Source organism: Granulicella sp. 5B5 (genome assembly GCF_014083945.1).
Classification (GTDB): Bacteria; Acidobacteriota; Terriglobia; order Terriglobales; family Acidobacteriaceae; genus Granulicella.
Window position 1 is genome coordinate 2,146,842 of sequence record NZ_CP046444.1, and the last position, 24,743, is coordinate 2,171,584.

20 protein-coding genes are annotated in these 24,743 nt (G+C 59.2%); 12 read left to right on the forward strand and 8 right to left on the reverse strand.

Annotated elements, in window-relative coordinates; genetic code table 11:
- Window positions 1-475 precede the first annotated feature (475 nt).
- On the reverse strand, window positions 476-1,519 hold the full coding sequence (locus GOB94_RS08990; protein ID WP_182275618.1) for an Atu2307/SP_0267 family LLM class monooxygenase: 1,044 nt from the start codon (window positions 1,517-1,519) through the stop codon (window positions 476-478).
- Window positions 1,520-1,607: 88 nt separating this feature from the next.
- Here GOB94_RS08990 and ychF point away from each other — a divergent pair, with 88 nt between their 5' ends.
- The 6 genes from ychF to GOB94_RS09020 all read left to right on the forward strand — a co-directional run bounded on the left by ychF (window position 1,608) and on the right by GOB94_RS09020 (window position 8,189).
- Entirely contained in the window at window positions 1,608-2,705 is a 1,098-nt protein-coding gene (ychF, locus tag GOB94_RS08995) for a redox-regulated ATPase YchF (protein ID WP_182275619.1), read from the forward strand.
- 85 nt (window positions 2,706-2,790) lie between these two features.
- The gene (locus GOB94_RS09000) at window positions 2,791-3,900 is read left to right on the forward strand and encodes a D-alanine--D-alanine ligase family protein (RefSeq protein ID WP_182275620.1); all 1,110 of its coding nucleotides are present in this window, start codon (window positions 2,791-2,793) and stop codon (window positions 3,898-3,900) included.
- A gap of 48 nt (window positions 3,901-3,948) precedes the next feature.
- A complete protein-coding gene (locus GOB94_RS09005) occupies window positions 3,949-5,178 on the forward strand; it encodes a threonine ammonia-lyase (protein WP_182275621.1) in 1,230 nt (409 codons plus the stop codon).
- A gap of 686 nt (window positions 5,179-5,864) precedes the next feature.
- Window positions 5,865-6,194, forward strand: a complete 330-nt coding sequence (locus tag GOB94_RS09010; RefSeq protein WP_182275622.1) for a type II toxin-antitoxin system Phd/YefM family antitoxin — start codon at window positions 5,865-5,867, stop codon at window positions 6,192-6,194.
- Between the two features lie 129 nt (window positions 6,195-6,323).
- Window positions 6,324-6,587 carry a hypothetical protein gene (locus tag GOB94_RS16690; protein ID WP_220465048.1) on the forward strand — a complete coding sequence of 88 codons (264 nt, stop codon included), beginning with the start codon at window positions 6,324-6,326 and terminating at the stop codon, window positions 6,585-6,587.
- 420 nt (window positions 6,588-7,007) lie between these two features.
- Window positions 7,008-8,189, forward strand: coding sequence for an ATP-binding protein (locus tag GOB94_RS09020; protein WP_182275623.1), 1,182 nt, complete (start codon window positions 7,008-7,010; stop codon window positions 8,187-8,189).
- 42 nt (window positions 8,190-8,231) lie between these two features.
- Here the strand turns inward: GOB94_RS09020 and GOB94_RS09025 are convergent, their stop codons facing one another.
- The gene (locus tag GOB94_RS09025; RefSeq protein WP_182275624.1) at window positions 8,232-9,776 is read right to left on the reverse strand and encodes an asparagine--tRNA ligase; all 1,545 of its coding nucleotides are present in this window, start codon (window positions 9,774-9,776) and stop codon (window positions 8,232-8,234) included.
- Window positions 9,777-9,870: 94 nt separating this feature from the next.
- On the opposite strand from GOB94_RS09025, the gene dcp reads away from it, so the two are divergent.
- Both dcp and GOB94_RS09035 read left to right on the forward strand, forming a co-directional pair.
- On the forward strand, window positions 9,871-12,000 hold the full coding sequence (dcp, locus tag GOB94_RS09030) for a peptidyl-dipeptidase Dcp (RefSeq protein WP_255483773.1): 2,130 nt from the start codon (window positions 9,871-9,873) through the stop codon (window positions 11,998-12,000).
- A 5-nt stretch (window positions 12,001-12,005) separates the two neighbouring features.
- Complete coding sequence (locus tag GOB94_RS09035) at window positions 12,006-12,752, forward strand: TIGR03435 family protein (protein WP_182275625.1); 747 nt, start codon at window positions 12,006-12,008, stop codon at window positions 12,750-12,752.
- 100 nt (window positions 12,753-12,852) lie between these two features.
- Here GOB94_RS09035 and GOB94_RS09040 read toward each other — a convergent pair whose 3' ends face one another.
- Window positions 12,853-13,734 carry a TIM barrel protein gene (locus GOB94_RS09040; RefSeq protein WP_182275626.1) on the reverse strand — a complete coding sequence of 294 codons (882 nt, stop codon included), beginning with the start codon at window positions 13,732-13,734 and terminating at the stop codon, window positions 12,853-12,855.
- Between the two features lie 524 nt (window positions 13,735-14,258).
- On the opposite strand from GOB94_RS09040, the gene GOB94_RS09045 reads away from it, so the two are divergent.
- Both GOB94_RS09045 and GOB94_RS09055 read left to right on the forward strand, forming a co-directional pair.
- Window positions 14,259-15,002 (forward strand): SGNH/GDSL hydrolase family protein, encoded by a 744-nt coding sequence (locus GOB94_RS09045; protein WP_220464899.1) that lies wholly within the window; start codon window positions 14,259-14,261, stop codon window positions 15,000-15,002.
- A gap of 485 nt (window positions 15,003-15,487) precedes the next feature.
- Complete coding sequence (locus GOB94_RS09055; protein ID WP_255483776.1) at window positions 15,488-16,147, forward strand: MT-A70 family methyltransferase; 660 nt, start codon at window positions 15,488-15,490, stop codon at window positions 16,145-16,147.
- Here GOB94_RS09055 and GOB94_RS09060 read toward each other — a convergent pair.
- The 4 genes from GOB94_RS09060 to GOB94_RS09075 all read right to left on the reverse strand — a co-directional run bounded on the left by GOB94_RS09060 (window position 16,144) and on the right by GOB94_RS09075 (window position 21,119).
- The gene (locus tag GOB94_RS09060; protein ID WP_182275628.1) at window positions 16,144-16,851 is read right to left on the reverse strand and encodes a BglII/BstYI family type II restriction endonuclease; all 708 of its coding nucleotides are present in this window, start codon (window positions 16,849-16,851) and stop codon (window positions 16,144-16,146) included. The two genes, GOB94_RS09055 and GOB94_RS09060, sit on opposite strands and share 4 nt — an antisense overlap.
- Window positions 16,852-16,997: 146 nt before the next feature.
- Window positions 16,998-17,882 (reverse strand): hypothetical protein, encoded by an 885-nt coding sequence (locus GOB94_RS09065; protein ID WP_182275629.1) that lies wholly within the window; start codon window positions 17,880-17,882, stop codon window positions 16,998-17,000.
- 108 nt (window positions 17,883-17,990) lie between these two features.
- Window positions 17,991-19,778 carry a gamma-glutamyltransferase gene (gene ggt, locus GOB94_RS09070; protein WP_255483777.1) on the reverse strand — a complete coding sequence of 596 codons (1,788 nt, stop codon included), beginning with the start codon at window positions 19,776-19,778 and terminating at the stop codon, window positions 17,991-17,993.
- A 66-nt stretch (window positions 19,779-19,844) separates the two neighbouring features.
- On the reverse strand, window positions 19,845-21,119 hold the full coding sequence (locus tag GOB94_RS09075; RefSeq protein WP_182275630.1) for an alginate lyase family protein: 1,275 nt from the start codon (window positions 21,117-21,119) through the stop codon (window positions 19,845-19,847).
- A 76-nt stretch (window positions 21,120-21,195) separates the two neighbouring features.
- Here GOB94_RS09075 and GOB94_RS09080 point away from each other — a divergent pair, with 76 nt between their 5' ends.
- Both GOB94_RS09080 and GOB94_RS09085 read left to right on the forward strand, forming a co-directional pair.
- Window positions 21,196-22,254 carry a hypothetical protein gene (locus tag GOB94_RS09080; RefSeq protein WP_182275631.1) on the forward strand — a complete coding sequence of 353 codons (1,059 nt, stop codon included), beginning with the start codon at window positions 21,196-21,198 and terminating at the stop codon, window positions 22,252-22,254.
- Between the two features lie 86 nt (window positions 22,255-22,340).
- Window positions 22,341-22,847 carry an Hsp20/alpha crystallin family protein gene (locus GOB94_RS09085; protein WP_182275632.1) on the forward strand — a complete coding sequence of 169 codons (507 nt, stop codon included), beginning with the start codon at window positions 22,341-22,343 and terminating at the stop codon, window positions 22,845-22,847.
- 76 nt (window positions 22,848-22,923) lie between these two features.
- Here the strand turns inward: GOB94_RS09085 and GOB94_RS09090 are convergent, their stop codons facing one another.
- The gene (locus GOB94_RS09090) at window positions 22,924-24,630 is read right to left on the reverse strand and encodes a lipase maturation factor family protein (protein ID WP_182275633.1); all 1,707 of its coding nucleotides are present in this window, start codon (window positions 24,628-24,630) and stop codon (window positions 22,924-22,926) included.
- Between the last annotated feature and the right edge of the window lie 113 nt (window positions 24,631-24,743).

Below are 24,743 nucleotides of genomic sequence, written 5' to 3' on the forward strand. Positions count from 1 at the left end.
TCTGCCATCCAGGATGAACGTCGCAGGATAGGCCGTCTCATGCGGCGCAGCCCACCGCAGACTGACAGGTTCGTCATCGCATTAGTCGGGGTCGATTACCAGCTTCATCTCGACTCCTCGTAGCTCTTATCTGAATATCTGAACAAAAACCTCTGTCAACCCCACATAACCTCCCCACCCCCTCAACCATCACAATCAAAACCACTTACACCCCAAAACCAAAAACACTTTTCCCACTCTCACCTTCTATACTGGAAGTAGGAACCAAACTGGCTCACTGGATAACTGGCAAACTGGCAACTGAAGCCACAAACCAATCACCGTTCGCTCTATCCTCTATCCCCCTGTCCTCTATCCCCTTTATTTCCTATATCATACCCGTAACCATATACAGAATCAGCCACTTACCCTCGGGATCACCCCGTAAGTCGCTGATTCTGCTAGATACCTCCGCTACATAGGGAGGGGGATACCCCTAAGCCAGCACAGCCTGCGCCGCATTCACCTTCGGCCGCACTTCCGTACCGAGCAGTTCAATCGACCGCAGCATCGCCTCATGAGGAACGCTCCCACCGCTGATCATCAGCGTGAACCGCGAAACACCACCCAGAGCATCGCTCACCGACCACATCTTCCGGGCCACCGTCTCCGGCGACCCCACAAAGAACGACCCACGCTCGCTCACCTGCGCGTCATAGCTTGCCCGCCCCTGCGGCGCCCACCCGCGCTCCCGGCCAATCCGGTTGAAGGTCTCGTTGTGAGCCGGATACAGCGTATCTGCAGCCTCACGGTCGCTATCGGCCAGGAACCCGACCCCATGGACCGCAACGTCCATCCCCGCTGGGTCATGCCCCGCCTGCTGATACGCATGGCGGTACAGTTCCACCAGCGGCCGGAACCGGTGCGGCTCACCCCCAATGATCGCCACCGTCAGCGGCAGTCCCAGCACCCCAGCCCGTACGAACGACTGCGGCGTCCCACCCACCCCCAGCCGGATCGGCAGCCGCGCCTGCAGCGGACGGGGCCACACCCCCTGCCCACTCAGGCTCGCACGGTGCTCGCCCTGCCAATGTACGTGCGTCTCATCCCGCAACTTCAACAAAAGATCCAGCTTCTCCGAGAACAGCTCATCGTAGTTCCGCAGATCGTAGCCAAACAGCGGATACGACTCGGTAAAAGAGCCACGACCAACCACAATCTCAGCTCGCCCCTTCGATATCAGGTCCAGCGTAGCGAACTGCTGGAAGACACGAACCGGATCATCCGAGCTCAACACCGTGACCGCACTCGTCAGTCGGATCGTCTCAGTCCGCGCCGCAGCCGCGGCCAACAGCGTCACAGGCGAAGAGGCAATGTACTCCATGCGATGGTGTTCGCCGATCCCGTAGACATCTACGCCCGAGCGATCAGCCAGCTCAACCTCTTCCAGCAACTGCTGCACCCGCAGCGCACCAAGCTCTCCTGCAGCAGACTCAGGCCCGCCGATTGCACCCACGAAGCTGTCGATACCCACTTGCATAGCGATCAATTGGATGCGAACGCCCTCGACAAGGACTCGCGAGGCTCTCCCGCAGTTAGACTAATAGCTGAAGGAAGATCCTGAAAACATGCCCCTGAACTGCGGAATCGTCGGGCTGCCGAATGTCGGCAAGTCCACCATCTTCAACGCGCTCACAGCTGCCAAGGCCCAGGCCGCGAACTATCCCTTCTGCACCATCGACCCAAACGTCGGCATCGTTCCCGTCCCTGACGATCGCATGGATCGCATCGTCACAATGGTCAAGCCGAACTCGATTGTCCCGACTACGATGGAGTTCGTGGACATCGCGGGCATCGTCGAAGGTGCCAGCAAGGGCGAAGGCCTCGGCAACCAGTTCCTCTCGCACATCCGCCAGACCGACGCGATCCTGCACGTCGTCCGCTGCTTCGCCGACCCTGAAGTCATCCACGTGGCCGGCGTCGTCAACCCACTTCACGACATGGAAATCATCAATACCGAGCTCCTTCTCGCTGACCTCGAAACTGTTGAAAAACGCCTGGCCAAGGCCGAGAAAGCCGCAAAGGGCAATGCCACTGCGGCTCAGAAAACAGAGTTGACTGTCGTCCAGAAGCTCCACGCAACGCTAAGCGAAGGCAAGCCTGCTCGCACGGCTGACCTCACCGAGGAAGAGAAGCCCGTCGCACGCGACCTCTTCCTCATCACCATGAAGCCGCAGCTCTACGTCGCGAACGTTGATGAAGCCGGCATCGCCGAAGGCAACGAATACACCGCAATCGTGGAAGCCCGCGCGAAGGAGGAAGGGTCCGAAGTCGTCCGCATCTGCGGTGCGATGGAGGCAGAGATCTCGCAGTTGGAACCCGAGGAACGCAAAGAGTTCCTTGAGGCTGCAGGTCTCGAAGAGCCAGGCCTCAACCGTCTTATCCATGCTGCATACCGCCTTCTCGGCCTCATCACCTACTTCACCTCCGGTGTGCAGGAGGTCCGCGCCTGGACCATCAAACGCGGTACCAAGGCACCCGGTGCCGCCGGCGTCATCCACTCCGACTTCGAGCGTGGTTTCATCAAAGCCGACTGCTATGCCTGTGAGGACTTGTTCCGTCTAGGCAGCGAACAGGCAGTCAAGGAGGCCGGTCTCCTCCGGTCCGAGGGCAAGGAGTACGTGGTGAAGGACGGAGACATTCTCTTCTTCAAGTTCAATGTCTAACTAACGGACCGTGAGTAATTCAAGAGGTTCGCGTAACTGTGTTGAGCCTCCATCTAATAGCAATCTGCTTGAGACTATCTAAGACATGGCGACGAAGAAGTTACGCGTAGGTATCCTGTTTGGCGGCAAGAGCGGTGAGCACGAGATATCGCTGCGCTCCGCGCGATCCATCCTGGAAGCGATCAGCCGCAGGAAGTATGACGTCGTAGAACTCGGCATCGACAAGCAAGGACGCTGGCTACAAAGCGGGGAAGCCTTGAAGCTGCTCGGGTCACCGGGTGCAGAGGCTGTTCACGAAACCGGCCTTAGCATTGCTGCTGCTGCGGCGGAACCTGCTGTCGGCACAGGCCTCGATCTCGTCTTTCCCGTCCTGCATGGCACTTTCGGCGAAGACGGCACAATTCAGGGTCTCTTTGAGCTTGCAGACATCGCTTATGTCGGCAGTGGCGTCCTCGGTTCGGCGGCGGGAATGGACAAGGACGCGATGAAACGGATGTTCTTCGCTGCAGGACTTCCAATTACGCCACACGTTACCTTGCTGCGCAGCCAGTGGAAAGTCGACCCGAAGAAGTGTATTCGCAGCATTGAGAGGGCATTGCAGTATCCAGTCTTCGTCAAGCCAGCGAATCTCGGCAGCTCGGTCGGCATCAGCAAGGTGAAGTCCCGTAAGGATCTTGTAGCAGCGATGGACCTCGCAGCCAGCTTCGACCGCAAGATTGTTATTGAACAGGGTGTTGGCGGCCCCGGCGTGAAGCCCCGAGAGTTGGAGGTGGCTGTGCTCGGTAATGATGATCCGGAAGCCAGCGTCGTGGGCGAGATTATCCCTGCGAAAGAGTTTTACGATTACGAGGCGAAGTACGAGCTCAACGGTGCGGACGAGAGTGTAAGTATTATCCCCGCCAAGCTGACGAAAGCTGAGAGCTCGAAGATTCGCAAGATGGCGATCAATGCGTTCCGCGCCTGCGATTGTGCCGGCCTTGCGCGTGTGGACTTCCTGATGGCACCGGCAAAGAAAGGGAAGCCAGCGGAGATTGTTTTGAACGAGATTAATACGCTGCCTGGATTCACTTCCATCAGCATGTATCCCAAGCTGTGGGCGGCAAGCGGAATCTCCTATCCCAAACTGATCGACCGGTTGATTGAACTAGCGCTCGAGAGGCATCGGGAAAAGCAGCAAACCCACTTCAGCCGATAGAAATCCGCTCTAAAGAGCGTCGCAGCGAGAAAGACTACGATAGATACGATGAGTTCTGCCAAGTTAGCAATCACCCTCGAAGACGTTCTCTCCGCAAGGGAGCGGCTCCGTAACTCTGTCTACCTGACGCCTTGCACACGGTCTGAGGCTCTATCGCGCATCACAGGACTCGAAGTGTTCTTGAAGCTCGAGAACCTGCAGATGACGGGTAGCTTTAAGGAGCGCGGCGCGCTCAACCGTATTGCAACGCTCACTGCAGAGCAGGGCAGGCGCGGCGTGGTTGCGGCGTCGGCGGGCAACCATGCGCAGGGGGTGGCGTATCATGCGACGCAGCGCGGGATTCGGGCTGTGATTGTGATGCCGTTGACGACTCCGTTGGTGAAGGTGACGGCGACTAGGGGTTTCGGTGCGGAGGTGGTGCTGCATGGCGCCAACTACGATGAGGCCTGTGCCGAAGCGCTACGCCTGTGCGAAGAGCAGGGTATGACGTTCATCCATCCGTTTGATGATCCGGTTGTGATGGCTGGGCAGGGAACTATCGGGTTGGAGCTGCTGGAGCAGGTTGAGGGCCTTGAGGCTGTTGTGGTTCCGATTGGTGGTGGTGGACTGATTGGTGGTATCGCGTGTGCGGTGAAGGAGAGCAAGCCGAGCGTGAAGGTGATCGGCGTGCAGACCTCACGGCTGCCGAGTATGAAGCAGGCTGTATACGAGCGTCATCCGGTCACACTTGAGCCCTCGACGACGATTGCGGACGGTATTGCGGTGCGGCGCGCGGGCGATGTAACGTATCCAGTCGTCGAGAGGTACGTGGACGAGATCGTCACCGTCGATGAGGACGAGATCGCCAGCGCTATCCTCACGCTACTGGAGCGGGAGAAGACACTGGCGGAAGGTGCCGGCGCGACTGCGCTGGCGGCGATCCTTCAACACAAGACGAGCCTGGCTAAAGGCATGCGGACCGCGGTGCTGGTTGGTGGCGGCAATATCGATGTGACACTGTTGAGCAGGATCATCGAGCGTGGTCTGGTGCAGGATGGCAGATTGATCCGGTTGCGGATTCATCTGCTGGACAGGCCTGGCGCGCTGACAGAGCTGACGACGCTGATCGCGAGCCATCGGGTGAACATTGTGGATACGCTGTACAACCGTGCTTACTACGGTGTGAACCTCGGCGATACCTCGATCGACATTACGATGGAGACGCGCGGACGTGAGCAGGTTGCAGAGCTACTCGCGGCGCTGACTGCTGGTGGTTATAAGCACGAGCGCGTTTTGTAATTTGCTTGGGAGATACCCCCTCCCCCCTCCCTATGTAGCGGAGGTATCCAGCGGAATCAGCGACTTACGGGGTGATCCCGGGGGTAAGTGGCTGATTCTTTATATGGTTGTGGGTATGATATGGGAATGATTGGGGTTAGTGGTGGGTGGTGGAAGCTGACTCCTGAGATAGGGTTTCCCTAATTCCATTCTATCGGGTTGAGGTGGGTGATCCATCCGATAGTTTGTGGGTGCTAGTTGTGTGTTGTGAGTGAGTTATGTGGGGTGGGAGCCTGTTGAGGGCTTGACAGGGCGAAAAGGCCAGCAAAATGGCGTGAAGATTTTTGGTTGGAGGCGATGGATTTGACCCGGCTCCGGTTGAGTTGGGTGGCTCTTCGCAAGAAAGCAATTCAGTCGTTACGCCTGCGGCTTCACTCCGGCCTGCGGCGCGAGGTACGGGTCTTCGACCCGGTCTGGTGTGGCCTGACTGAAGTCAGGCCCTTCCGGGTGGTGGCAGAGAGGGTATGGGTGAGTTGGAGTGTTGCATCCCACTCATGCGATGAAGCCGCCTGAATGGGGCACCCGGCATGGGCTTCGCGCTCCGCCATGACGAGCCCCCTGAGGTGGCATATGCTTTGACTCCAGCCGTTGCCGAACTGTACATTTCGCTTAGGCGAAGTGGAGACATCATGGCAGCCTAGGCAAACATGAAACAGCGCACAAGAGTCGTTTCGATGTTGAACGCTCGTTCCAACTTCGGCAAGCTGCTCGATAGCGTTGCTGATGAGCAGCGGTCCGTGGTGATTGAGAAGCGCGGCACACCGAAGGCCGTGCTCCTTAGTATCCATGACTACATAAAACTGGCTGCGCCTGAGCCGGAGATTCTTCAGATCATCAGTGAAGAGGCAGAGCGTAGCGGAGCTAGCAAACTCACCTCTCGCCAGATCGATCAACTGATCAAAGCCACACGAGCCGAGCGCAAAAGCGCTAATGCTCCCCCTCGCGTTCCCGTTACGACTTGTACTCGACACGAATAGCGTCGTGTCCGCCGCGTTGAAACGAGGGAGTCTGCAACGGGCGACATTTACGCTTGCGGTTACGAAGCCAGCGCGGCTCTATGTCACCGCTCAAATTCTCGATGAATACTCGGAGGTGTTGGTGCGCCCATGGCTCGGCATCAGCAAGAGAACCCGTCTCCAGATGCTGCAACTCATCAAAAACCGCAGCTATCTTGTGACGCCCACCCAGGCGCATCGAAGTCTGCAGCGATCCTGACGACAATGTCTTTCTTGAGTGTGCTGATGCAGCGCGGGCTGGCTGACTACCTCGTCACCGGCAACCTGAAGCATTTTCCGGCGTTCTGGAAGAGCACGAAGATTGTTACAGCAAGGGAATTTATGGATGTGGTTGCGCCGCATTTGATGGGGTGAGTGTGGGCAGTGTAATGGAAGTTGTGGCGAGGCTGAGGAAGGCAATTCAGTCGCTGCGCCTGCGGCTTCGTTCCGGCCTGCAGCAGCAAGGAAGGGTCTTCGACCCGGTCTAGTGTGGCCCGACTGAAGTCGGGCCCTTCCGGGTTGTGGTGGCGGAGAGGGTGTGGGGGAGTTGAAGAGTTGCATCCCGCTCGTGCGATGAAGCCGCATGAATGGGGCACCCGCACCCGGCTTCTCAAATATGTAATTACTATCTCTAGAGTTAACACTCGACGCTTCAACTTTTGCGCTAAGTGATCTGAAGGCTATAAGATAAAGGGTCATCAAGATCACAAGTTAATACGAGAGGAACGACCAGTGTTAAGATTTAATCCTTTCCGCCCTAATGGGTTTGCACCGAGCACAATCTTCACTGGAAGAATGGAGGAAACATGGGCTCTCGAACAAATGCTATTCAACACCCTAAATCAGAATCCTCAACACTTTATTCTTCACGGCGAACGCGGAATCGGCAAATCCTCATTGCTTCAAATACATCGCATGCTTGCGGTCGGTCAAATCAGTGGGAACAGTGATAAAGCCAATAATTTCTTGGTAGTTACGCTAAATCTAGAGCCCACAGACACACATGAGAGTCTGATCCGCAAATTGGGCCTCTCATTACAGACCACTTGTGCAGCTGCGTCAAAGGGCAATGAGGTCCTAAAAAAATCCCTAGACTTTCTATTACGTTTTGAAGCTGCCGGGGTAAAGCTAAGAGACAAGCCTGCTCGCCAAGTGGTTGACCCATTGTTGGAACTGACAAACGCCTATTGTCAAACAGTCGAAGACATCAAAGGTTTTCGAGATGGCATTTTGGTGATTATCGATGAAGCCGATACCGCGCCCGCAAGCGCCCATCTTGGCGCCACATTGAAAAGTTTGTCCGAGCGTGTTGCGCTCAGTAGTAATAACGTGCTTTGTTTTGGTCTTGCAGGCGTTAGCAACTTGATAAGCACCCTTCGTGAATCGCACGAATCATCACCGCGCCTATTCACCGGCTTCGATTTGAAGCCGTTATCGGAAAGTGAATCTCACGATGTAGTGAAGAAATCGATAGCCGACGCGAATCAAAAAAACCTCCGAGCGACCAAGATACTCCCTGATGCAGAAGATATGATTGTCGCTCTCTCAGAAGGGTATCCGAGCTTTATTCAAGAGTTCGGTTATTTTGCGTTCGATGCTGATGAGGATTTCAAAATCACAGTAGACGACGTGAAAAAGGGCGCATGGCAGGAACACGGAGCTTACGCGCAGTTAGGGATGAAGTACTTTCATCACTTATATAACGGGAAAATCGGCTCAGATGAATATCGCAATGTTCTCCATTTCATGTCGACTCATAGTGATAAATGGGTAAGCAAGGAACAAATACGACAGGGTACCCGGCTAAAAGAAACGACGCTATCTAATGCCATGCAGGCACTTGTTAGTAGGGGCATCGTCAACCGCGACAATAAGAAGGGATATTACCGGCTACCTTCGAAGTCATTTGCTGCTTGGATCAAGGGTGAACTTCAAAAGAAAAATGGTGGAGATACAAACAATACGGCAGATGCTTAGGGATGAAAGTTCTGCTTTACTCGCGCAGCTATGACTTCGCCATCAGGGGTAGATGCGGTTGAGGGTTCTGGCGAAGGGGATGGTTTCGCGGACGTGTTCGAGGCCGCAGATCCAGGCTACGCAGCGTTCGATGCCCATGCCGAAGCCGCTGTGGGGGACGCTGCCGTATTTGCGGAGGTCGAGGTACCACTGGAAGGCGTCCATGGGGAGGTTGTGGGCTTCGATGCGGGACTTGAGGAGATCGTAGCTGTCGACGCGCTGCGAGCCGCCGATGATCTCGCCGTAGCCCTCGGGAGCGAGGACGTCGACGCAGAGGGCCTTGGTGGGATCGAGCGGGTCGGGCTGCATGTAGAAGGCTTTGACCGCGGCGGGGTAGCGGTGGACCATGACGGGCTTGTCGAATTGTGAGGAGATGTAGGTCTCGTCGGGGGAGCCGAAGTCGTCGCCATAGGTGTGTGCGTTTTCGATGAGGCCCTTGGCATGGGCGTCGAGGAGCATCTGGTGTGCGTCTTCATAGGAGAGGCGGGGGAAGCGGCGTCCTCCGGGGCTAAAGCCCGATTTGGAGGCAGACGTATTCAGGGGGCTGAAGCCCCCTGCTCCCTCCGCTTCGCTCGCTTGTCCGGTTGCCATGCTGGAGGCGCTTGAAGAAGACAGTCGAGCTTCGCTCGATACCCCACCCTTCGCAAAAGACGCGAAGGATGGGCCACCCGATTCTGTGGCTGGGGCGAGGATGGCTTCGAGTTTGGTGATGTCCTTGCCGATGACTTTGAGGTCGTTGCGGTGGGACTCGAGGACGCGGGTGACGATGTGGGTGAGGAAGGACTCGGCGAGGTCCATGAGGCCGTCGAGGTCGAGGTAGGTGGCCTCGGGTTCGATCATCCAGAACTCGGTGAGGTGACGGCGGGTTTTGGATTTTTCGGCGCGGAAGGTGGGGCCGAAGCTGTAGACCTTGCCGAGTGCGAGGGCTGTGGCCTCGATGTAGAGCTGGCCGGATTGCGTGAGGTAGGCTTTGTCGTCGCCGAAGTAGTCCATCTCGAAGAGCTCGCTGGTGCCTTCGCAGGCGTTGGGCGTGAGGATGGGCGGGTCGGTGCGGATGAAGTCGTGGGTGTCGAAGTACTCTGCAGCAGCACGCATAATTGCGGCGCGGATGCGGAGGATGGCGGACTGGCGCGGCGTGCGGAGCCAGAGGTGGCGGTGCTCCATGAGGAAGTCGACGCCGGCTTCTTTGAGCTGGATGGGGTAGGGGGTTTCGTCGGGGATGCGCTGGGTGATGGTGAGGCCGGAGACCTGGAGTTCGAAGGTGTCGGGCTGTTTGGGGTGTGCGGCGACGGTGCCGGTGACAATGACGGAGGATTCGAGGGTGAGGTTCTTCAGGGTGTCGAAGAGCTCTTCGGAGACGGCGGCCTTGGGGACGATGCCCTGAATGGTGCCGCTGCCGTCGCGGAAGGTGGGGAAGAGCAGCTTGCCACTGGAGCGCATGTTGTAGAGCCAGCCGCGGACGGTGACGGTCTCTCCGACGTGTTTGCCAATGGTGGCGATGGTGGTGAGTGGGGCGGTGGAGGCGGGAGTTGTTGCGGATGTCGACATGGCGACTATCAGTTTACGCGTGTGCTGTGCGGATGGCTTGTGTTGCAGTGAAGGCGTGGCGTAGGGTCGAAAGTGATATAAGCGGAGGTTTTGGATGTTGGGAAGGATGATGCGGATGGCCGAGGCGGGCGTGGTGCTGGGTGCGGTGATGGTGAGTGGCGCGATGGCGCAGGCGCAGAGTTTTGGGCCCTCGAACCCGTTTTATGCGAAGAGCACGCTGCCGTTTCAGGCTCCGCCGTTCGACAAGATTACGGATGCGGATTATCAGCCTGCGATTGAGGCGGGGATCACGAAGCAGCGCAAGGAGATGGAGGCGATTGCGAATGATCCGGCGGCGCCTACGTTTGAGAACACCGTTGAGGCGATGGAGAAGACAGGGCAACTACTGACACGCGTGACGCTGGTGTTCGATGGGATTACGCAGGCGAATACGGACCCGACTCTGCAGAAGGTGCAGGAGATTGTGACGCCGGAGCGCACGGCGCTGCAGGACGCGATCATGCTGAACACGAAGCTGTTCAAGCGGGTGGAGACGCTGTATGCGAAGCGCGCGACGTTGGGTTTGGATGCGGAGCAGATGCGGTTGCTGGAGGTGGACTACCAGCAGTTTGTGAAGGCTGGGGCGAAGCTGTCGGAGGCGGACAAGGCGAAGCTGAAGAAGCTGAACGAGGAAGAGTCGGTGCTTTCGAATGCGTTTACGAACAAGCTGTTGGCGGCGACGAAGGCCGCTGCGTTTGCGACGGCAGACAAAGCAGCGCTGGCGGGGCTGAGCGATGCCCAGGTGAGCGCAGCGGCCGAGGCGGCGAAGGGGCGTGGGCAGGAGGGGTATGTGATTCCGCTGCAGAACACAACGCAGCAGCCGGACCTGACGTTTATGAGCAATCGCGCGGCGCGGAAGGCGCTGTTTGAGGACTCGTGGACGCGGACGGAGCGCGGGGGTGACAACGATACGCGGTCGACAGTGGCGCGGCTGGCGCAGGTGAGGGCTGAGAAGGCGAAGCTGCTGGGGTATCCGAGCTATGCGGCGTGGGCGCTGCAAGACCAGATGGCGAAGACTCCGGAGGCGGCGCTGAAGTTTATGGATGCGCTGGTGGGGCCGTCGACGGCGAAGGCCGGGAGCGAGCAGGCGGAGATACAGAGAGTGATCGATACGCAGCATGGTGGCTTTACTGTGCAGCCGTGGGACTGGAACTTCTACTCGGAACAGGTGCGGAAGGCGAAGTACGATTTGGATGAGAGCGCGGTGAAGCCTTATTTTGAGCTGCATCGCGTGCTGCAGGATGGTGTGTTTTATGCAGCGCATGAGCTGTATGGGTTGACGTTCAAGGAGCGCAAGGACATCCCGGTGTATCAGCCAGATGTGATGGTGTATGAGGTATTCGACGCGGATGGCAAGCCGCTGGCGCTGTTCTACTTCGACTACTTCAAGCGCGATAACAAGGATGGTGGCGCGTGGATGAGCAACTTTGTGGGGCAGTCGAAGTTGCTGGGGACGCTGCCGGTGATCTACAACGTGGCGAACTTTCAGAAGCCTGTGACGGGGGAGCCTGCGCTGATCAGCTTCGATGATGTGATAACGATGTTCCATGAGTTTGGGCATGGGTTGCATGGGACGTTTGCGGACACGGTGTATCCGAGCCTGTCAGGGACAAACACGCCACGCGACTTTGTGGAGTTTCCGTCGCAGTTCAATGAGCACTGGGCGCTGTATCCGAAGATCTTCAAGAACTATGCGAAGAACTACAAGACCGGAGCGCCGATGCCAGAGGAACTAGTGGCGAAGATCAAGAAGGCTGCGACGTTCGATGAAGGGTACAAGGTGACCGAAGCGCTGGCGGCCGCGGGGCTGGATATGCAGTGGCATCTGCTGCCGGCGGATGCTCCCCTACAGGATGTTGATAAGTTCGAAGCTGCTGCGCTGGAGCGTACGAAGATGAACCTGGCGGCTGTGCCACCACGGTACCGGTCGAGCTACTTTCTACACATCTGGGCGAATGGGTACGCGGCGGGATATTACGCGTATGACTGGACGCAGATGCTGGACGATGCGGCGTACCAATGGTTCGAGGACCACGGCGGGTTGACGCGCGAGAACGGAGACCGCTTCCGCAGGATGGTGCTGTCGCGTGGTAACACTGAGGACCTGGACACCCTGTACGAACGGTGGCTGGGCGGAAAGCCGAGCGTGGCACCGATGCTGAAGGACCTGGGGTTGACACAATGAGGCTCTTGTTCAGGCATCTTCTGCGCGGTGTTGTGGTGTGGACGATGGTTGTTGGAAGCTGCTCGCTTTCGGCGCAGGTTACGGCGTTTGAGGCGGCGACTGTTCGGGCTTGTCCGCCGAGTGCCGACCCTGCTACGGGTTCATGGGGTCCTCCAGGGCATGACCGGTTTGTGGCGAACCACGTGACGCTGGAGCGGCTGGTGATGATCGCCTATGGTGTGGATGCGAGCCAGGTTGCGAATGAGCCTGGCTGGTTTAGTGCGAACCTCTACGACGTAAATGCCAAGGCGCAGGACGGAGCAAAGCTTACCGGCGATGAGATCAAGACGTGTCTACAGGGGTTGCTGCACGAGCGCTTTCATCTGGAGGCGCATGCAGAGATGCGTAAGCAGCGCGGTTATGCGCTGGTGGTCGCCAAAGGTGGTCCAAAGCTGACGCCGACGAAAGGCGAGCATTGGCCGGGGTTTCGGATCGATGTCGAGGGCGGCAATATGAAGGGTTCGAACTGGACGATGCCGTATCTGGCGCGGATGTTGACCAAGCCAGCGGGTTTTCCGGTAGTCGATCAGACCGGGATTTCGGGAAGCTACGATGTGAGCTTTGTGTTTGCAGCTGATCCAGATGCAGACGCTTCGTTGCCATCGCTTACGGTGGCGATACACAAAGCACTTGGGCTGGAGCTTAAGCCGGGGCGTGTTCCGGTGCAGACGATCGTGATCGATTCGGTGGACAAGATGCCGGTTGAGAACTGAGAGGAGGCATGACCTCCGGGGCTGAAGCCCCTTCGTCTTAGTAGTAGTTCTATGAGACCCGACGCTAAAGCGTCGGGCTACCAGTTCGTGCCAGCGCCTTCTACAAGCCGAGGTGCTGGAAGGCGGCAGCGGACTGCTTAGCGACGTCCGCAGGGTCTTCGCCGAATTCGTGGGCCAGCTCGAGGTTGGCGATGGTGTCGGGCGGCAGGGTTGCGAGAGCGCGCCGGACGAAGGTCCAGTCGATGGAGCCGCTAACGGACTGAAGGTGCGGCCAGATGTGTTCGTCGCGGACGCCGTTGTTGTCGTGGATGTCGAGGGTGGCTACCCTGGCTGCGACCGGGGCGAAGGCCGCGAAGGCCAGTTCGAGGGCGGAAGTCGCAGGCTTGTCGCGGGTTTCTGGTACTGACTGGCCGAGGTGGGCGTGGCCGAGGTCGAAGGCGAAGCCGATGGTATTGAAGTGGCCGATGTTGGCTATCTCTATGAGGTGCGCGGGCGTGGCGACGTCGTTGGTGAGGTTTTCGAGCAGGAGCTTGATGCCGAGTGGGCCGGCGAAGGCCTTGAGGTGCTCGATGGCGGTGAGGGAGTCATCGAGAGCCCGGGTGTCCCACTGGTCGTCCTTGAGGCCGAGGTGGAGGGTACAGGTGGTGAAGGGAACCTGCTCGGCGGACTCGAGGGCTCGCTTGACCTCGTCCATGGACTCGATGCGGGTGGACTTGTTGGTGCTGATGAGGTTGAGGGTTGGCGCGGTGTGGCGGGTCCAGTGGGTCTCGTCGGCGAAGAGGGGCATGTGGAGCGCGGCGGCGACGTTGCTGGAGCGGAACCAGTTGGCGAGCTCCTGGGTAGCGGCGCGGTCGGTGTAGTCGAAGTGGTGGCGCGCGGCGAAGACCTCGATGGCAGAGGCACCGCCGCGGACGAGCGTGTCGAGCAGAGCGGGGGTGAGACGCTGCTGGAGGAAGACGTGAGTTGCTATGCCGGGACGCATCCTTTCAAGCTATCCCAAACGTGTGCGAATGGCTGTGAATCGGAGGTGGAAAGCGTGCGAACAACGGCGTGGGTGGGGCTACCCCTCCCCCCGGATACTTTTTGATCGAAGATCCTGAAAAGATGGCGGTTATGGGTGGACTTGTGAAGGTCTGATCCCCAGTCCTTTCATCCTTGTCGGAGCGATGGGTGCGGACCTTTTTCCTAGTTCCATTATAGGTGTTGAGAGGGGTAGAAGATGTAGCTCGATGTCGTTTGAATTGTGTGGGTTATGGGTGTTAGGGGTTGACAGGTACCCAGCTTGCATAAGAACACGATTTCCAAAGTGAGGAGCGATGAATGGCGTCAATCTTCGTGGTGCTTCCGTGCAAGATATAGGGTCTCTCCACTGCGCTTCGCTCCGGTCGAGATGACACAGTAAGTATGGGAGGGGCATTTTCTGCAAGGCCAGCGTAGGGGTAATTGGGTGGTTCCTGCATGCGAAGAGTGAGACCACCTAAAATCTCAGGCAAGGTGATGGAGCGTATGCGACTGGTTTTGAGTGCGGTGCTGGTGCTGGCGGTGCAGAGTGGTGCGATGGTGGGGCAGCGGAGCGCGGTATCGCAGACCGCAGGGCCGGAGACGGCGGAGGTGAGGAAGATCGCCTCGCTACAGGCGAAGGTGGATGACTTTGCGGGTCTGGCGCGGTATCGGGCGGCGGATGCGGAGCTGGCGCCGATGGAGAAGGGGCGTGTGGTGTTCTATGGGGACTCGATTACAGATGCGTGGGTGCGGAACGGCGGGAAGTTCTTTCCGGGCAAGCCGTATGTGAACCGCGGGATCAGCGGGCAGACGACGCCGCAGATGCTGATCCGGATGCGGCAGGATGTGATCGACCTGCACCCGGATGCGGTGGTGATCCTGGCGGGGACGAACGATATTGCGGGGAACACAGGGCCTTCTACGCTGGGGATGATCGAAGACAACCTGATGTCGATGACGGAGCTGGCGAAGGCGAACCATATCCGCGTGGTGCTGGCGTCGGTGCTGCCGACGGCGGACTATCCGTGGCATCGAGGGCAAAATCCGGCGCCGAAGATACGGGAGCTGAATGCGTGGATCGCGGAGTATTGCATGCAGAAGAAGATGACGTACCTGGATTACTACTCGGCGATGGCGGATGCGAACGGCGGGATGAAGCCGGGGATCAGCATTGATGGCGTGCATCCGAATGCGGAGGGGTACGCGATTATGGAGCCGCTGGCGGAGAAAGCGCTGGGGAAGAAGTAGTCGCTGGCGGCTGAGGAAGGTTCAGGAATTGGCGAGAGTTCGGTGACGACAATACCGTTTATCAGGACTAATTCTCAACGAGTAGATGGCCTTCTTAACCCTCGTCAACAAGTTCAGATTCGCCTCCCGTTGAGAGGCAGGCGCTCGCATCTCAGACAATGGCCTACCGATTCGCGAGAAAATTTGGCCAGTCGGCTTTTCGTCTATTCAGTGTCAACAATTCCCTGATTTCCACTTAGCGAAAGCAGCAATGTGGTGTAATGTGGTGCGGTAGGCCGGAAAGGGAATCGTGGCACGCAAATCTAGTAGCGAACCTTCTACGCGAACATCCGTGACGTTATCCTCTCAGGTGTATTCGTCACTTGAGAGCATCGCGAAGCAGAAGAAGGTTTCAGTGGCTTGGGTAATCAGGGATGCGGCAGAAAGATACGTTGCTGAACAATGGCCACTTTTTGCGGGGGCGAGTCATGAATAGGAGCAACAAAGTGATTCCCATTTTCCCACTTTCGCCAGTCGGCGAAGACTTGCTCAACGTTGCAGCCGGTCGCAGATTTGGGACAATTCTCGCAGATCCGCCGTGGCAATTTCAAAATCGGACAGGCAAGGTCGCGCCCGAACACAAGCGCCTTTCCCGATATGGCACGATGACGCTCGAAGAGATCAAAGATCTCCCCGTCGCTCCGATTGCCACGGATACCGCTCATCTCTACCTCTGGGTTCCCAACGCTCTGCTCCCCGAAGGCCTGGAAGTGATGCGAGCCTGGGGATTCCAGTACAAAAGCAATCTGGTGTGGCACAAGATCCGCAAAGACGGCGGGTCGGATGGACGTGGGGTTGGGTTCTACTTCCGGAATGTAACGGAACTTATTCTGTTCGGCGTGCGTGGAAAGAACGCACGCACACTGCAGCCTGGACGCACGCAGGTTAACTATCTGAGCAGTCGGAAGCGAGAGCATTCCCGCAAGCCAGACGAGCAATACGATCTCATCGAAGCCTGTAGTCCAGGACCCTTCCTCGAGTTGTTTGCTCGTGGTGATCGCAAGAAATGGGTAGGTTGGGGAAACCAAGCAGACGATTCATATGAGCCGAGTTGGAAGACCTACTCCAACCACTCGCGCTCCGTAGTTGCTGCTGCGGGAGATTAGCCTGCTGTATACGCTTGCTGGTTCCATGTTTCAGGTGTGGCAGCGACAATAAGCAGAGGACAGGTTCCCATGACGCCTCGGCGAACGCGAAGCGCGGCCTTTTCTAGATTGGTTGTTGTGGATGTTGCAAGATCAATGGGCAACTTTCGGTTTCGTTGCGCCTCTGGCAGCGCTTGCTGATACTCACGCCATAACCGTTCTGCAAGCTCCTTGAGCCTGACCCTATCCTGCGTGATCAGAACAGCAGCAGAAATTACGCCCGCCTCATGCCAAGCACGATAGGCTGACAAGTCTCTGTCCAAGTTGCCGTCTTTGGCATTCCACTCAACATCAAGCGCGACACGCCCCTTGAAGTTGTCAACAAGATAACCTTCTTGATATACCGCAGCCAGCTCTTCAACAGTTTCATTCGCTTTATTCTTCAGAATTCCCTTTGTAGAAAGGTCTACTCGGGTCTCTCGCCAGCCTCGTTCACCGAACATGCCGTCAATCTGTTTTGCAATATCGCCGCGATTTCCACCTGCAACCAACCACCGGGACGGATCAAGGTGGAATGAACCCAAGATGGAGGCGATGTCGGCCCATTCTGTGGGGCATACAGAACGAAGTACTGCAGCGGCAGAACTAGTTTCAAGAAATGCCCACCGTGCTCGTATTGCAGGATCAAGGACTAGAGGGTCATCATATGTGGCTGTTTCAAACATGCCCGTAGTCTAAATGCACTCAGAGTAGGGTTGTGTACTTTTGGAAGACATGGAGTCTTCTATCCCGGTTGGCCAATTGATAGAGACTCTCCTATAAGTCCCTACAAGTCGGCATGTCGGTAGCAGGAGAGAGTGTCCCAATGAGGTTAAGCGGATAGGCAGGCACGGTCCCAAACACCTTGCAGCATTCCGGGAACCCAAAGGTTGGCTGGGCATCGGCTCCAGCTGTCCTCCATAAAGACGAGAGACCGGCCTTCGGGCTGTTGGGCAGCCTCTCCGATGGAGAGCACGAACAAGGAGTGCCGGGAGTAGGGACAATCACCCAACTGTCCTGCGGCAGTGGCTTGACGATAGACACTGACAGGTGCAAACAGGCATTGTTCCGCCGCTGCCTCTGCCGACAAACTCGATCTGAGCTCAACGTTCGAGTAAAGATCCCTCATGTGGCGAAGGCTCTTTACAACATTGTGTACAGCGATGCCGATGGCGTTTACTGCGGAAAGATCCTCGTTCACCAAGCCGGCAAGCAAACGCTTCGCACGTCTGACTTTGCCGCCGACAAACCACCACAGCATCAGAGGGAAATTCTTCGACCGCGGGGCCGACACAAGGGTCTTTGCGGCATTCCAGCTTTCCTCCGTTGCTACGAACCTGCTGGAGAACAGTTGCCCTAATAGCTGCTGAACGAGGATGCCTAACTGGGCATCGGAGCCAACGCCTCTGACCCAGTCTGCCAAGGGTTCCAGTTCGGCGGGGCCACTCTTGATAGCGGCTGCTTTTTCGGTCAGGGTGTTCCACAGTTCCTGCTGTCTGGATACGCGTTGTGCGTCCTCCCGCGGCATCATCGTTGGGAAACGATGTCTACCAAACGACAGCACCTCAAGAGACCGTTTCAGTAGCAGCCAGTTGATGGGGCATGTGGGTGTTTCAAACTTGCGATCGAGGTGGGGGTCGCGAGCCAGAGCCTTGATCTCATTGGCATCGCTGACTTCGAACAGATCGATAAGCCCCGGGATTCTTCGTCTCTTCATAGATTCTCCTGCGCTTGCAGTGACTGACTGCTTCTGCACACGGCGTACGGATGCGCGATCAGTAGCCGGCGGCTTTGCCGAAGTCTTTGCGGTGGTCGTGGCCGCCCATCAACATGCCGTGCTTTTCGCCGGGGCTTTGTGGGGGTCTACGGCGATGAGCTCGCTGTCTCCCCAGACGCCGGGGGCCTTTTCGTCGAACTCGCTTTGCTGCATCGTCTTGTATCCCGTTGCTTTGAGCGCGGCGACGGTGGTGGGGTCGAAGAACTTGTCGAATTGCAGGATGTCGGGCAGGTACTGGTGGTGGAAGCGCGGGGCATCGGCGGCCTGCTGGATGTTGAGGCCGTTGTCGACGACGGAGATGAGGTCGTTGGCGACGGTGGTGATGATGGTGGAGCCGCCGGGGGTGCCGAGCACGAGGCGCAGCTGGCCGGGGCGTTTGAAGAAGAGGAAGTGGTGGTCGGGCTCGCTGACGATGGTGGGGGTCATGGAGCTGAGCGGGCGCTTGCCGGGGGCAATGGCGTTGGCGGGGCCTTGAATGAGGCCGAAGCCGTTGGGGACGCCGACCTTGCTGGTGAAGTCGTCCATCTCGTCGTTGAGGAGGAAGCCGAGGGGGCCGATGGTGACGCCGGAGCCGAAGTAGAAATTGAGGGTGTAGGTGCTGGAGACGGCGTTGCCGTCGGCGTCGACGACGGAGAAGTGCGTGGTCTCGTTGGACTCGTGCGCGATGGGGGCGAGGTCGGGCGCGGGAGGCATGAAGCCTGCGGGGCGGACGAGTGTGGCGCTAGGCGAGGGCTTGATGGGGTCGATGGTAGTGCGCCAGGCGGCGGCGTAGGCGGGGTTGGCCATCTGCTTGAGCGGCATGTGGGGGTTGAAGTCGGGGTCGCCGAGGTAGTCGGAACGGTCCATGTAGGCGCGGCGGAAGGCTTCGGTGATGTAGTGGATCTGCGCGGGGCTGCGGTCGGGGCCGAGTTTCGGGAGGTCGTAGCCGCCGAGGATGTTGAGGATTTCGAGGAGGACGATGCCGCCGGAGCTGGGCGGCGGCGAGGTGAGGACCTCAAGACCGTGGTAGTGGCCGACGAGCGGGGTGCGCTCCTTGCACTGGTAGCTGGCTAGGTCCTGGGCGGTGATGAGGCCGCCGTTGGCCTTCTCGAAGTCGGCGATCTGCTGGGCCATTTTGCCGCGGTAGAAGTCGTCGGGGTCGGCGGCGATGCGTTCGAGGGTGCTGGCGAGCTCGGGCTGCTTGAAGGTCTCGCCGGGTTTGTAGAAGTCGCCGTCGCGCTGGAAGATGCGACGTGAATCGGCGTAGGGGGTCATCTGCGAGGAGTGGAGCAGCTGGGCGACTTCGGGGTCGAGGACGAAGCCCTCGCGGGCGTAGCGGATGGCGGGGGCCATGACCTTGGCAAGACCGAGGCGGCCGTAGTGCTTCTCGGCGAAGGTGAGGCCTGCGACGGTGCCGGGAACCCCGGAGGCTGCTTCGCCGCGGGTGGATTTGTGCGGGATGATGTTGCCTTTGGCGTCGAGGTACATGTCGCGCGTGGCAGCGGCGGGGGCCTTTTCGCGGTAGTCGAGGAAGCGGGGTTTGCCGCCGGCGAGCTTGCGGGAGGCGGGGCGGATGAGCATGAAGCCTCCGCCGCCGATGTTGCCGGCGTTGGGGTAGACGACGGCGAGGGCGAAGCCGACGGCTACAGCCGCGTCGACGGCGTTGCCGCCTTCCTTGAGGACTTCGACGCCGGCGTCGGTGGCGTAGTGGTCGATGGTGACGACCATAGCGTGCGGGGCGGTAATGGGGGTCTCAGAGAGATAGGCAGGCTGGGGAGCGGGTGACTGCGCGATGCCGTTGAGGGAGCTGGATGCGAGAAAAGAGAGACCAACGACTGCGGAGAGCCACTGCTTCATGCGTCACCTCGTGCGGAGATGACTCATGATAACGGGTTTGCAACAGGTGCTCTACGCAGGCGCGGCTTAGACCCAGAGGATGGGTTGGCGGATGGGGTAGTTGCGGATTACCTCGGGGTCGGTGGGGTCGGGGTCGAGGCGCTTCCAGAGAGCGAGGTAGTTGGCTTTGTCGCAGGCGAGGCCGCAGAAGAGCAGGCCGGGGGAGCGGACGGGCCAGCTGTCCCAGTGCTGGACGTCGTGCGGGTAAGGCCAGGTGGACTTGTCGGCGAGGTAGGGTTCGAGGAAGGCGGCGGCCTGGCAGACGCTCTGGCCGGTGGGCAGGGTGTAGCGGATGAGTGCGCCGGGGTCGACGGTGGCGGGAGTGGCTTCGACCGGAGCGGCGTTGGCGGGGCCGGTGTAGCTGAGATGCTTTTCGTCGAGAGAGCTGAGAGACCAGCAGAGGGTGGATGCGGCGTCGAAATTGAAGATGGAGTAGCCGTAGGGTTTGGTGCGGGCGAGCTCGCGGGGGAAGCCGCCGTTGGGGGCCATCTGGCCGGGGAGCTGGATGTTGATGAAGCGGTCGCGGACCTCGGCTCGGGTGTCCTCGTCGTTGAGGAGGCGGGCGAACTCGGCGGCCTGGAGGCCCCAGCAGATGCCGTGGTTATTGGTGGCGTCGCGCTCCTTGATGCCGAAGGCGCTGGTCTTCATCCAGCCGAGGTACTCGTGGAACCAGGCGAGGAGTGGGGTCCATTGCATGGGTGGGAGGTAGTCGCTGAGGATGGCGGCTGAACGGGCGACTTCGACGAGGTGGAGGGTGTCGATGATGCCGTAGGAACGGCCTGTGGGGCCGTTGTGGAAGCCCTGTGAGTATTGCAGGTTGGGGTTCATCCGCGTGGCCGGAGTGACGAACCAGGCGAGCAGGTGGGCGGCTGCGGCTTTGACGTACTGCTCCTGCCGGGTGAGACGCCAGGCGGCGGTAAGGGAGGGGACGCACTGGCTGAGACGGATGAGCGCGCGGCGGTGGTCCTGGAAGTTGGCGGGGTTGCTCTTGCCGTCGATCTCTTTGTAGGGGCCGGTGGGGTTTGCGGGGTTGGGCCAGAAGTAGTCGGCCTCGGAGAAGTAGTCGTGGATGGTGCCGGGGCTCTTGGGGGTAGGGAAGCTGGTGATGGTCTGCGGGGGCTGGTTGAGCCAGTAGCCGGCGTGGCGGAGTATGCGGTCGTGATCGGCAGCGGCGACCATGGCGTAGGCGTCCGCGAGGGCGCTTTTGGCTGGCTGTGCGAATGTGGATCGCGCAGCTAGGGCTGCGGCTGTGGAAATTGTGAGAAAGCGGCGGCGGTCTATGTTCTGTGAGGGGTTGGGCATTATCACTCGTTTCCCAATCATCTTACGGTGAGACGATAGAAAGTTGGGGATGCCGGCATAGAATCGGCAAGACGAAATGGCGAGCAATAACCTGATCCTGCGCTGGTGGCGACAACTGCGGTTCGATGTACCGCGTATGCGCGAGCATGCGCCATCGCGAGGACGGGTGGGTGTTGTGGTGCTGTCGATTGCGACGGTTGCCGGGGTGGTGGTGCTGATCTTCGGGCCGATGGGGTGGTTTGAGCATCGATATGGAGGAGGCTGGTGGGGGATTGGCACAGTGGTATTGATGTATGCGCTGGCGCTAACTGTAAGGCGCTGGATGAAGCGACGCAATGAGACGACGACGCTGAGCCTGGCGCGGGCAACGGCTCCCAGCCAGCGCGAAGGCATGCTGGCACGACGGAAGATTGTGGCGACGATGGTGAGCCGCGCGGCACGTGAGGTGGGACTCCATGCTGGCGTGGCAACGGATGCTCCGGTGGGAGCGGTGCGTGCGGCGCAGTTGCAGCGGCTTCGCGCGGAAGGGCTGTGGGAGAGTGTGCCGACGAGCCTGCAGGCGATGCTGGCTGCCCCGGAGGGGTCCTGGAACACGGAGACAACTGGGCGAGTGCTGGTGCACCTGGAGGTGATTGTGGTACTGAACTGGATACTGAAAGAGAGCTATGAACTGCCGAGTTTGAGCCGCGGCGGGGCCGTCGATGGCGAGATGCTACGTGAGGCGTTGATCGGCAAGGCCGATAGGGGGAGCTATCTGCGGACGGAGGCGGAGATAGCACGGCAGGAAGGGCCGACGCGGGTGTACCTGGCGCGGCTGCAGAATGAGTTGGTGAAGCGTGGGGCGACAGAGGGGGAGGTGGATGAAGAGATGGAGAAATATGCCGGTCAGTACATGATGTATGCGGCGTCGGTTGGAGAGGCGGAAGTTGTGGCGGAGGACCTGCCGCTGAAGGGTGGGCTGATTCGGGACGCGCCGACGGCGGACCTGCTGCATTTGCGGGGAGTGGCGGCAGTGCGGATGGTGACCCTTGCGGCCACGAGGGATGTGCTGATGGGATTGGGGTTAGAACGGATGGATGAGGTTGTGGAGGGAATCATTGATGTAAACACACTCATATTTTATGCAACCATTTAACTCACTATGCGTCCAAAGTAGCGTGAGTCAGTCTTCAAGGCTGATTCGCAACGCGATTTCTATGGAGAAGGATGGAGATAGACGTTATGAGTATCACGCGATTCGTGCCCTTTCGTAGTGGGTTGAGTGACGTGGCCGTGTTGCAGAACCGGCTGAACTCGATCTTCCAAGAGTTCGCCCGCCCGGGCGGGGATGTCTCGGAGGGATCGGAGATACTGGCGATGGGGCACTTTGTGCCGGCCGTGGATGTCTATGAAGATGCACAGAAACTGGTGCTGAAGCTGGAGATTCCGGGGATTCGTCGTGAGGACCTGGACATTCGTGTCGAGGGGCGTGCGCTCACGGTGAAGGGCGAGCGAAAGTTCGAGTCGGAAGAGAAGGAAGAGAACTTTCACCGGATCGAGCGCCGTTACGGAAGCTTTGTGCGCAGCTTTACGCTGCCTCCCTCGGTGAACACGGATGAGGTGTCGGCGACGGCGACTGACGGTGTGCTGACAGTAAGCTTGGCTAAGAAACCAGAGGCGAAGCCGAAGCAGATCGAAGTGAAGGTTGGCGAGGCCCCTAAGCAGGTGGAAGCTGCCGCGAAGGCGTAAGAGACCGCTGTTCGAGCGAGACAGCGGGTGTTGGGCGAGGCGAAGCTGCTGCCTCGCCCATTTCTTTTGGTGGCCCTTAGTCCTGAGGCGGCCCGTCGAGGTTGGCGTCGGCGACGGAGATGTAGCCTCCAGTGGGATTTTTGGTGAGGGTGGGTGCGAAGGTGCCGAGGTATTGGCGTGTCCACCAGATATGTTGGGTGCGCTTTTGCTCGGGTGTGCTGAACCAGTATTGCCAGAGGACGGCGCGGATGTAGCGGGGTGGATGGCCTGCAAAGGGGTTGCCGGCGAAGAGCGTGAGGACGGTGGGGTCGTTGTCGAGGAGGCGGAGCTCGGTGAGTGGGACGATGGGGGACTGCTGCCAGGGTTGGAGCGAGGCGAACCAGAGGTTCCAGTCGAAGCGGGGCTGGTAGGGGGCGTAGATGCGGGGGCATGCGTGGACGTCCTGCGGTTTGTAGAGGAAGGGATAAGGGGTCCAGGTCTGGCCGTCGTTGGAGCCCTGGAACTCGATCTCGTAGCGGTGTGGGGTCATTGTGGCGAAGAGGCCGTAGTCGTTGGCGATGCGGAAGGGTTCGAGCGCCGCGGTGGGGGATTGAGGGAGTGGGGATGCCGACCAGAGGGTGGCGATGAGGCCGGCGAAGGTGACGTAGGCGATCCAGGTGAGGAGGACGGTGGTGATCGCGAGGCGGATGGCGCTGAGGTGGCGGCCGAGGCTGGGGCCGTTTGACTCAGGTTCAGTGGCGGGGGCAAATGCAGGTCTCTCTGCTGCGGCGCTGCGCGCCTCCGGTCGAGATGACACATCTTTGGCGGGGGCCTCTTCAGCAGCGGGGAGGATGGTGACGGTTGGGGTACTCGCCGGTGAGTTGAGGCCGGAGCGGAAGCGTTGGGGGACGAAGCGGAGGAGAGTGGCGTCGTCAAGGAGGAGGATGGCGAGGATGAGGACGAGGTAGTTGAGGAAGGCGTAGTTGGCGGTGGCGATGACGCCGATCTGCCAGGCGGTGACGATGAGGAAGCAGGCTAGACGCCAGCCGCGACGTGGGATGAAGGCCATCCAGATGAGGATGAGCTCCATGAAGAGGGTTACGCCGGCGGTTCCGCGCTGGAACCAGTGGGGAAGGTGCTGGAGGTACCAGCCGATCCAGGTGGGGAGCGGGCCGTTTTGGTAGTACTCGTACATGGCGGTGAGGTTGCGCCAGGTGGGGTCGCCGGAGGTGAGTTTGACGACGCCGGATTCGAAGTAGATGCGGAACCACTCCCAGAGCAGAAGGAAGAGGGCGGCGCGGGAGGCGAGAGAGCGGCGGGCCCAGCCGGGGAAGAGGCCGTTGGGTGCGACGAAGAGGGCGAGAAAGCCGGCTTCGAGGAGCATGCCGTCGGACTGGTACATGGAGAAGTCCTGCGCGGTGGTGACGAAGGATAGGAAGCAGAGCCAGCAGACGAGCAGCGCGGTGCGCGGTAGGATGTTGGCGACGACCAGTAGGGATGCGATGAGGCCTGTCCAGATGAGGCCCGTGAGCATGGCGTCGGAGGGATGGAGCCAGAGGAGAGATGGTGCGTACCAAAGGCGGATTGGGCCGAGCTGATGGAGCCTCGCGAAGTATTGGGCGGCGGGGAGGATGCCCTGGGAGCCGATGAGGCCTTTGACCTGGAAGACGAGAGCGAAGAAGGCGGAGAAGTAGATGAGGCCGAGGGCGCGGAGGAAGAGCCAGCGGGAGATGAGGCGGTCGGCGGGGCCATGGTCGCGGTCGAATAGCCAGTTGAGGGGCCGGGATGGAGTGATGGAGGTCACGGACGGCTGGGAATTTGGATGCAAAGATGGGTTTCGATGGAATATGAGTGTAACTCGCTAAGGTTTTGCATCCCTGCGATACGGGGTTGCGTCTAAATATCAACGAGTTTTGT